At 67.2% G+C, this 9,265-nt stretch carries 6 protein-coding genes; 2 read left to right on the top strand and 4 right to left on the bottom strand.

The features are described 5' to 3' along the window. On the top strand, nucleotides 1–266 hold a 266-nt coding region (locus VHK65_02430; protein HVS05007.1), incomplete at its 5' end, for a hypothetical protein. 6 nt (nucleotides 267–272) lie between these two features. Here VHK65_02430 and VHK65_02425 read toward each other — a convergent pair. The 4 genes from VHK65_02425 to VHK65_02410 all read right to left on the bottom strand — a co-directional run bounded on the left by VHK65_02425 (nucleotide 273) and on the right by VHK65_02410 (nucleotide 6,286). Beyond that, nucleotides 273–2,252: a GAF domain-containing protein gene (locus tag VHK65_02425; GenBank protein ID HVS05006.1), complete on the bottom strand. Its 1,980-nt coding sequence runs from the start codon at nucleotides 2,250–2,252 to the stop codon at nucleotides 273–275. 3 nt (nucleotides 2,253–2,255) lie between these two features. Beyond that, the gene (locus VHK65_02420) at nucleotides 2,256–3,704 is read right to left on the bottom strand and encodes a CpaF family protein (protein HVS05005.1); all 1,449 of its coding nucleotides are present in this window, start codon (nucleotides 3,702–3,704) and stop codon (nucleotides 2,256–2,258) included. A 192-nt stretch (nucleotides 3,705–3,896) separates the two neighbouring features. After that, entirely contained in the window at nucleotides 3,897–4,574 is a 678-nt protein-coding gene (locus VHK65_02415) for a response regulator transcription factor (GenBank protein ID HVS05004.1), read from the bottom strand. Continuing rightward, nucleotides 4,571–6,286, bottom strand: a complete 1,716-nt coding sequence (locus tag VHK65_02410) for a GAF domain-containing sensor histidine kinase (GenBank protein ID HVS05003.1) — start codon at nucleotides 6,284–6,286, stop codon at nucleotides 4,571–4,573. Before VHK65_02410 ends, VHK65_02415 begins: the two co-directional genes overlap by 4 nt. Nucleotides 6,287–6,415: 129 nt before the next feature. On the opposite strand from VHK65_02410, the gene VHK65_02405 reads away from it, so the two are divergent. Next, nucleotides 6,416–8,257 carry a CAP domain-containing protein gene (locus VHK65_02405; GenBank protein ID HVS05002.1) on the top strand — a complete coding sequence of 614 codons (1,842 nt, stop codon included), beginning with the start codon at nucleotides 6,416–6,418 and terminating at the stop codon, nucleotides 8,255–8,257. Nucleotides 8,258–9,265 lie beyond the last annotated feature (1,008 nt).

Raw genomic sequence — 9,265 nt, 5'->3', positions numbered from 1 at the left:
TGTTCTCGTTGTTGCACGACGCCAAGCCGGTGCTGCTCAACCTCGGTGACGCCGGCGGCCTCGACATCGCACCGTGGGCCGACAGAGTTCAGCTCGTCGATGCCTCGTATGCCGGCACCTGGGAACTTCCGGTACTCGGCGCGGTCGGTGCACCGACCGCCGTATTGGTGCGTCCCGATGGACACGTCGCCTGGGTGGGAGACCTAACCCAGCTGGGGCTCGCTGACGCGCTAACCACCTGGTTCGGACCGCCTGCTGCGGCGTAGCGCTCCTTAGGCGGCCTTGTAGCGGCCGAGCTCTTGCTCGAGCTGCTGGATGCGGAAGAGGAGCTGGTTGATGTAGCGCTCGCGTCCCATCAGCCGGGTGTTCATCGACGCCGTCGTCTGCAACTGCTCTTTGACACGGTCCCAGCGCCGCACGTTCTGGATTGCCACCGCCGCCTGCTCGGCAAAGGCCTTGAGCTGCTCGAGGTCACCGGCCTTGATCGGATTGAGGGTGTCGTGGTAGACATTGAGAACCCCACTCACCTGGTCCGAGGCCTCGACTTCGGAGCGGTTCAACAGCATGCCGTCGTCCATCGCCTCCTGGGCGGTCGACTCTCCGCAGAGGACCGAGACGATGGTCTTCAGCCCGGCCTTCTCGACCATCTCCACCAGCGACGGCGGGATCATCTCGCGGATGGGCGACACCCAGGGCTTGCCGGTGCGCATCACGTCCCCCGCGGCCGGTGCGCCCCAGGCGATCGGTTGCTGGATGACAGCTTCCGACACGCCGTGCGAGCCGACCACCTCGAGCTCCAACGTCTTGTGGTTGCGCAGCGCCAGCAGCGCCGCCTTGCCCCCGACGAGCTCCCTGGCGCTAGTGAGCACGAACTCGATCACCTGCTTGCTGTCGTTTGCGGTGGAGAGTTCGCGGGCCTTGCGGACGAGCGTGGTCAGATGATCCTCTCGCTGCTTGAGGAGATCGACCAGCCGGGCGTTGATCAAGGCGTTGGCGGCGTCGGTCGCGACGCGCGCGAGGTTGCGCAGGTCGTGGTCGGTGAACGGGTCGCTGGCCGGGCGCGCCAGGGTGAGCACGCCGAGACCTTCCTTGCCGGCGAGCAGGGGGACCGCAACAAACGAGCGCGGCTGATGCTTGGGGTCCGAGGCCTTGAAGCGCGCGTCCGTCCGGCTATCCCGGACCAGCACCGGTTCGCGGTGAGACAGCGCCCAGCCGGCGATGCCCTCGCCAACTTTGAAGCGCGACATCTCACTGATCGCGATCGGGCTGTTGCGCGCCGCTTCTACCTTGAGCTCTTCTTGCAGCTCATCGACGAGCGCTAGGGTCCCGCGCTCGAAGCGGACCAGCTCCGACGCGGCGTCGAGCACACTATCCAGGGCGCCACGCCATTCGACGGACGAGGACAGACGCTGCGCCGCCTTGATGGTGGCCTGGGAGGTCTTCACGGCCTGCTCGGCCTCGGCCAGCTGCGCGCGAGCAACGTCCCAGCGGGCGGACAGCGCGTCGAACTCCAGCTGCAAGTGATGCTGCGCGGCCTGCGCCTCAAGGGCGCGCTCGAGGTCGGTATTGAGCCGGCTGCTGGCGCGCTTCAGCTCCTCGATCTCGGCGTGCAGTCCGTTGATCCGGGCCTCGACTCCCTCCTGCTCCAGCTTGAGGGCGGCGACCTCGGCGTCCCGGGAGGCGATGGTCGCATGCGCCGTAGCGAGTTGCCCGGCAAGGCGGTCGCGATCGGCGGTGACCGTGGTCCGGCTGCGGGTGACCTCCGCCAGGCGGGCGGTGAGGTCCTGCCGCTCCCGATCCAATGTCTCGTAGGCGGTCTGCAAGGTGGCGTGTGAGGCGGCGATGTGCTCTAGCTCCTGGACCCGAGCGGCACGTTTGTCGGCTACGTCGCGCTGCTCCGCAACCTCGCCCTCCAGCGCCGCCGCGCGGCTGCGGTGCCGGATGACATCGTTTTCGGTCTGCTCCAGGAGTTTCTGATTCCGCTCCAGCACCCGACCTTGCTGACGATGGGCCTTGAGGAGCTCGGCCAGGTCCTGGCGCAGGCGGGCCTGCGTGGCGGTGGCTTCCTCGAGCTGCACCGGCAGGGAGCGGCTGTCGGAAGCCGCCTCAGCCGCCCGCCGGACCGCCGGGCCTTGCTGGGATGCGATTGGCTGAGGGGTCGTGGCGGGCGTTGGTTTCGACGCGGCCGGCTGGGCCGGCAACACGGGCTTCTTCTCGGGTTTTCGCCGCCGAGTGAATGACCAACTCGGCATCGGTCAGTCCGCCGTGGCGCCCTGCGCCGCGTCGCCACCGGCGTGGTGGGGCTGCCCCTCGATCACCTGGAGGCCGTGCTGTCCGAACACCTCGACCGGGAAGTCTTCACCGTTGGCTTTCAGCCGCGGGAGCAGCTTCGGCACGATGCCAGTCCAGCGGAACGTCCCGAGGACATTGCCCTCCTCGTCGATGCCGGTCTGATCGAAGAGGCAGATGTCCTGCAGCTGAATCTGGTTGCCGTTGATGCCGGTGATCTCGGAGATATGCGTGACGACGCGACGGCCGTCGCGCAGCCGGGCCTGCTGCACCAGCAGGGTGATGCCGCCCACGATCTGTTCGCGGATGGCCTGGAACGGCAGGTCCGAGCCGCCCATGATGACCATGGTCTCGATCCGGTTGATCGCGTCCTTGGGGCTGTTGGCGTGCACCGTGGTCATGCTCCCGTCGTGGCCGGTGTTCATCGCCTGGAGCATGTCCAGCGTTTCGGCGGAGCGGCATTCGCCGACGACGATGCGGTCGGGCCGCATCCGCAAGGCGTTGACGACGAGGTCGCGGATCGCGATCGCGCCGCGACCCTCGACGTTGGCGCTGCGCGCTTCCAGGGTGACCAAGTTGCGCTGGCGGAGCTGCAGTTCGGCAGTGTCCTCAACGGTCACCACGCGCTCGGTGTCCGGGATGAAGTTCGAGAGCACGTTGAGGGTCGTCGTCTTGCCCGAACCCGTGCCGCCGCTGACCACCATGCTGATCCGCGACCGAACGCAGGCGCGGATGAAGTTCGCCATGTCATGGTTCATCGTTCCGAAGTTGACGAGGTCCTGCACCTTGTAGGGCACACGCGAAAACTTCCGGATCGTGATGCTCGAGCCCTGCACGGCAAGCGGGGGAATCACGATGTTCACCCGAGAACCATCGGGAAGGCGGGCGTCGACCATCGGCGAGGACTCATCGACCCGGCGTCCAATCCGGGCGACGATCCGATCGATGACCTTGCGAAGCTCGCGTTCGTTCTCGAAGACCAGCTCGGACTGCGCCAGGCGGCCGCGGCGCTCGGCGAAGATCGTCTTTGGCCCGTTGACCATGATTTCGCTGACCTCCGGGTCCTCCAGCAGGGACTCGAGGGGACCTAGACCGAGGACGTCGTGCATGATCAGCTCGGCGAGCTCGGTCCGGTCGTGCTTCGTGAGTTTGAGCTTGGTCTCTTCGCAGTACTCGTCGGTGAGCTCCGCGATGCGGCGCTGGATCACGTCGCTGCTGACGGTGTCTGAGTTCTGGCCGAGGGCCGCGATCAAACGCTCATGGATGGCCCTCTTGATGTTGTCGACATTCGGGATACGGGCCGCGACGTTCTGCGGCTTGACCACGAGGCTGGACAGACCCGGGGGCGGCGCGGACTCGCCCTTGTCCGGCTTCTCCGGAAGCTTGCCTTTGTTGAGTTTGTCAACGAGCAGCATCGGGTCCTCCTGGTTTCATCGGCATGGCGGGCCGTACCGGGGAGCGTAGCCTGCGCCGGCCCCCCGGCTTATCCGCCAGTCAGCCCCTCTTTGGGCCGAACGGCGGATACCCGGCGCAAGCCTCTCCGTTAGCAAAACGTGCGTTCAGGTCGATTCCGGCACAGCGTGGCGACGTCGGCCGAGCGGCGCCGCCTAACTGGCCTTCCGCTCAGGAAACTCATCGAGCAGGCCATGCTGGGTGGCCCAGACGGCGGCCTGCGCCCGCGAGCTGAGATTCAGCTTGCTGAGGATGTTGGAGATGTGATGCTTGACCGTCTTGTCCGAGAGGAACAGGTCGGCGGCGATCTGCTTGTTGGTCTTGCCGTGGGCGGCCAGCCGGAGCACCCGCTTTTCCTGGTCGGAGAGCGCGGCGCGGGCGACCTCATCGGTGCTGGCGGCCATCTTTCGGATCCGTTCCAGGACCTTGCGCGTCACCTCAGGATCGAGCAATGAGCGGCCCTCCGAGACGGAGATCACGGCATCGATCAGGCCGGCCTTGTTGATCTCTTTCAAGAGGTAGCCGGAGGCGCCGGCCATGATCGACTCGTACACCGCATCCTCGTCGGCGTAGGAGGTCAGCATGATCACTTTGCTCCCCAGGTTGCGCCCCAGGATCTCGCGACAGGCGTCGATGCCACTCCCTCCTGGCATGCGCACGTCGAGCAGGACCACGTCGGGGCGCAGTAGCGCGGCCTGGTAGACCGCGTCCTGCGGGGAGGCGGCTTCACCGACGACCCGGATGCGCGGATCGGATTCGAGGATCGATCGCAGCCCCAGCCGGATCATCTCGTGGTCGTCGGCGATCAGCAGGCGAACGGTCGCGGTATTCATCGGCTGTAGGGAAACACCGCCTCCAGGCGCGTACCCGCCCCCGGCGCACTCTCCAGCTCGAGGGTGGCGCCGAGCTCACGAACACGCTCCTCGATGTTGGCCAGGCCGTGGCCCTGCTGGATGGCGCGCGCCGGCCGGGCGTCGACATCGAATCCCCGACCGTCGTCCTCGATCACGAGCCGGGCCTCACTCGCGCCGAAATCCAGCGACAGCGTCGCCTGCGTGGCCTCCGCGTGCTTATAGATGTTGGCGAGCGTTTCCTGGATGATGCGGAAGAGGGCAATGGAAATGGCGGGGGAGAGCTCCTCTTCGGCGGGAGCGCCCACCTGAGCTTTGACCGGGATCCCGGTTGCCTCCTGGAACTGGCGGCACAGATCGAGGACCCACTGGCCGATCTCCTTCTCCTGCATGATGATCGGCCGCAGCTGGTAGATGAAGGTCCGCATCTCGGAGAGCACGTGGTTGGTCTGCTGGATGGAACCAGTCAGGACCGGCGCCACCGCATCGGGTTGCTGGGCGACCAGGTCGCGCGCATGCTCGAGCTGGAGCCCAAGCGCGTAGACATACTGGACGAGGCCATCGTGCATGTCGCGCGCGATCCGGTTACGCTCGGCGACCACCGCCATCTCGTTTTGCTGGTCCTGGACACGTGCCTGCAGCCGCAACCGCTCCATGCCCAGCGCGACCTGGCGCCCGATCTCGTCCAGTAGCTCCACTTCGGCGGGGGTCAACCGCTCAGGATCGGCAAAGCCGATGATCAGCGCGGCGATCATCCGACCCTGCCAGCGGACGGGGACGGCCGCCAGCGCCTGCGCCTCGCTGTGCGACCAGAAGGCGTCATCGAACAGTGCCGGCCGCGCGGTGCGCAGCACCACGAGCGGTCGAGGTGCCTCGTGCAGGGCAGCCATCAGCGGCAGCGCCCTGAGCGGCTGGCTGCGAATCGACTCCAGGCCGAAGGCTGGCGGATCGGCGGCATCGAATGCCGCCTCGATGATCTCGCCCTCCTCGTCCGGCAGGATGACGGCGGCGGCTGTGGCGCGCATGGCAAAAGCCACCTGTTTAACGGCCCGCTGCAGCAATTCCGTCGTTGTGACCGCCTCGCTCCCTGCCTGCGCGGTGGCCAGGAGCGCTTCGGCGCGGCGCCGTGAGGCGCGTTCGGTTTCGAAGAGGCGGGCATGGTCGATCGCCACGGCGGCCTGGCTGGCGATCGCCTCCACCAGTCGCTGATGCTCGGGACCGAAGGGCTCTTTGGCCGCGCGCACCAGGACCAGTGCACCCAGCAGGTTGTCCTGCGCGCGCAGCGGCGCGGCGAGCACGGTCTTGGCCCGGCGCTCCGGGCCGGTCACCTTGTAGCGCGCGTCTTTCGAGGAGTCCTGGATGAGCGCGGTGGCGCCGTGTCGAACGACCCAGCCGACGACGCCCTCGCCCACCTTGAAACTCTTCACCTCTTTCAGCGCGACCGGGACCCCCAGGGCGGCTTTCACGTGCAGCTCGTGCCGCGCATCGTCCAGCAGGAAGATGGTGGCTGCGTCGAAGGCGACGAGGGCATTCATCCGCTCCAGGATCTCCTTGAGGGTGCGATCGAGGTCGAGCGAGGTGCTGAGCGCGGCGCTGACCTGCGTGAGCAGGCGGTATGAAGGGGCTGGGGTGGGACTGCCGCCCGGGATGACACGGAGCCGGCCCGGGTCGACTTTACGCGCACGCTCCGTCATGGGCCGCACAATAGGTGACGGGCGCGAAGGCGCGGTCCATGCCTGAGTGACAATCTCGTTACACGCGAGGCGCCCGATAAACTGGGGGGCGTGAGGCGGCGCGGCGCGGTACTCCTTATTGCTGCTGCCTTGCTCGCCGCCTGCGATCCAGTCGCCCCCAAGCCCTCTGGGCCGAGCGCGGAGTCGGCGCTCGACCTCATGTTCCAGAACAAGTACGCGGCATCCGCGGCCCAGCTCCAGGACTTGATCAAGGCGCATCCGCAGGACGCCAAAGACCACGCCACCTACGCCCTCGTTCTGAGCTACCAGACGAAACTGAAGCCGGCGCTCGACGAGGCGCAAGCCGCGCAGAAGCTCGCTCCCAACGACGGCTTCGTGCTGATGGTGCTCACCCGGGTCGAGGATTGGAACGGCGCCCTCCAGTCGGCGGCACTCGAGGGCGCCGCCGCCATCAAGGCCGCGCCTAACTCGGCGCTCGCCCGAGCTTTTTACGGGGAGGCGCTCGCCGATGTCAGCCGCTACGACGAGGCCTTAAAGCAGCTCACCAAGGGCGCCGACCTCGCCAAGAAGGGCTCCGCCTACGACCGGGGGGAAGTCGAACGGAACTGGGCCAACTATTACCGCGATAAGAAGGACTACGCCCAGGAGCTCAATCACCTCAAGCTGGCGGCCGGCGCCCAGCCGAGTTGGGTTGAGCGGCTCCTCGAGCTGGCACGATTTTCTATTGCCCGGCAGGACCTGAGCGGCGCGACCCAGTATCTCCAACGAGCCGCGACGCAGTCGCCGGATGACGCCGGCTTGCGCGAACAGCTGGGCGACGTCGCCCTCTTCGCCTACGACTACGACGTCGCCAAGAGCGCCTACCAGGCCGCCCTCAAGCTGCAGCCGCGCAGCGCGCTCGACCTCAAGATGCTCGGCGAGTTCGCCGTCGCCGTGGACAAGGATCCGACCGCGGCTGCCAAGGATGAGCGCGCCGCGATCGCGGCCGAGCCGACCGACCAGGAGGCGGGCGCGTACCTGGTCGCCGTGCTCCGCTACCTCTCTAAGGATGAGGCCGCCGCCCTGCAGGCGGCCAAGCAGACGGTCGCTCCTGGCGGGGCCGGCACCGCGCCCGCGGCGACCTTCATCGACCTGGACAAGGCGGCGCTCGACCGCCAGGCCATTGCCCTGGCGACGGTCAACGGCTATCGGAAGCTGGCCGGCCTAGCTCCGGTCACGAGCTCACCAGTGATCCACCAGTCGGCGCTGGCCCACGCCTTCTACACCTTCTTCAATGGCGCGTTGGCCAGCATCCAGGGCCTGGGTATCCATAAGGAGGATCCCGCCGGCCAGGGTTACACGGGAGACAACCAGGCAACCAGAGCTCAGCATTTCGGCTATACGCCGCCGTCGATGGGTGAGGTCATCACCCATCGGTCCGAACCGGTCGGCGCGGTCGCGGACTGGATCGACTCGGTGTACCACCGCTTTCCGTTGCTGCGCGCCGACCTGGTGGAGCTGGGTTACGGCGACGCGTATCTCGGACCGCTGGCCGTGCAGGTGATGGACACGTCCTATCGAGAGAAGACAACCGGCCGGGTCATCCTTTATCCTGCCCCGAACCAGGTTGGCGTACCGCCGGCCTTCAACGGCAACGAGATCCCGGACCCGGCGCCGAACGCCAGCTATCCGATCGGCTACCCGGTGACCGCAACGTTCGACCGCAATTCAAAGGTCACGATCGGCGCCTTCCATTTCCGCGATCCGTCGGGTACGGACCTGCCAGGGATTACGCTGCGGCCGACCGACCCGGATATGGAGAACTCGTTCGCCTACCTCGCGAACGTCCCCCTCGCGGCGGGGACCACCTATACGGCGGACCTGACCTACACCCTCAACGGCACGGCCGGCCGCGCCGTCTGGAAGTTCACGACGGCGGTTGGACCCAGCCCGACGCCCCAGTCGCAAACGGCGTCGATCGAGTTGCGCTAGTGGGTAGCGCCCGCTGACGCCAGCCGACCACGGCTGACTGCGGCGCACCCTCCGGACTGCTCGAGGGGCCGACCTGCTGAGTTTGAATCGGCCCCAGATCGGCCGGCGTTAAACGCCTCTGCCGTTCGGGTCCAGATCACTTGCGTCAGACGTGCCATCGTGGGTGAGGCGATTCGGTCCCTCTGCGCCGCTCCGGAGGGCGACCCGCGCCGCCCTCGCCGCGGTCGGTCGCTGCCATAGCCAGGCAGCAGGCTCAACCCTAATCCGGCGTCACCTCCAGGTGATGAAGAAGGGCTGACTCCAGGCCCGGGCGCCGTCGTCGCGGATCGCCTCGACCCGGACATAGCCCTCATGCCCGCTGACCCGATAGGTGCCGGCGCGGGCCGAGACGGTTTTCAGTAACTGGCCGCCGCGGCCGATGAATCGCAGGCTCGAGCCGGGCGCCGCCTCGGCGGTGATCGTCGTCCCCGCCACGGCCAGGCTGGTGAACTCGGCACCGCTGGAGGCGACAAATGCCCCACGGCGAAGCGAGCTCAGCAGTGAGGACAGGTCGTCTGCCGGGGCGAGCACGTTGATCCAGGCACCGCCGATGGCGGGATCGTTGACACCGGTGGCGTCGTCACCGGCGACGGCGTACACGCGGTTTCCGGCTGACAGGAGCCGATCCCACACTGACGTGGCATCTGCCCCGGTCGCGTTTCCGAGCGCGAGCCGGGCGTCGTAGACCTCCAATCCGTAGAGGCCACGGAGGCCCATGACGGTGGCCAGCGGCTGCGGCTTGGCGGGCGACAGTGGCGCGGCGAGAACGGGAAGCCCCCCATCAGCCGCGATCCAGTCGATCACACCCTGGAGCGTCTGCGCCGGCAGCCAGTGATCGATGCCGACCGCCAGCACATCGGCAAAGGCGTAGGTCGCGTCCACCGTCGGCACACCGGGGAGGGCGCGATTGCCATATTCCTCGGGCCAGGTGTAGGTATTCATATCGCTAATCCCCAGGAAGGCGTAGCC

This window comes from Candidatus Dormiibacterota bacterium, assembly GCA_035544955.1.
GTDB lineage: Bacteria > Chloroflexota > Dormibacteria > CF-121 > CF-121 > CF-13.
Note: the sequence above shows the minus strand (reverse complement) of the source record. Positions and strands in the feature narration are given on the sequence as shown.

Excerpts from the sequence above, each read along its gene's own strand:
- VHK65_02425 (HVS05006.1), bottom strand. The coding sequence starts at position 2,252 with ATGCCGAGTTGGTCATTCACTCGGCGGCGAAAACCCGAGAAGAAGCCC.
- VHK65_02420 (HVS05005.1), bottom strand. The coding sequence starts at position 3,704 with ATGCTGCTCGTTGACAAACTCAACAAAGGCAAGCTTCCGGAGAAGCCG.
- VHK65_02415 (HVS05004.1), bottom strand. The coding sequence starts at position 4,574 with ATGAATACCGCGACCGTTCGCCTGCTGATCGCCGACGACCACGAGATG.
- VHK65_02410 (HVS05003.1), bottom strand. The coding sequence starts at position 6,286 with ATGACGGAGCGTGCGCGTAAAGTCGACCCGGGCCGGCTCCGTGTCATC.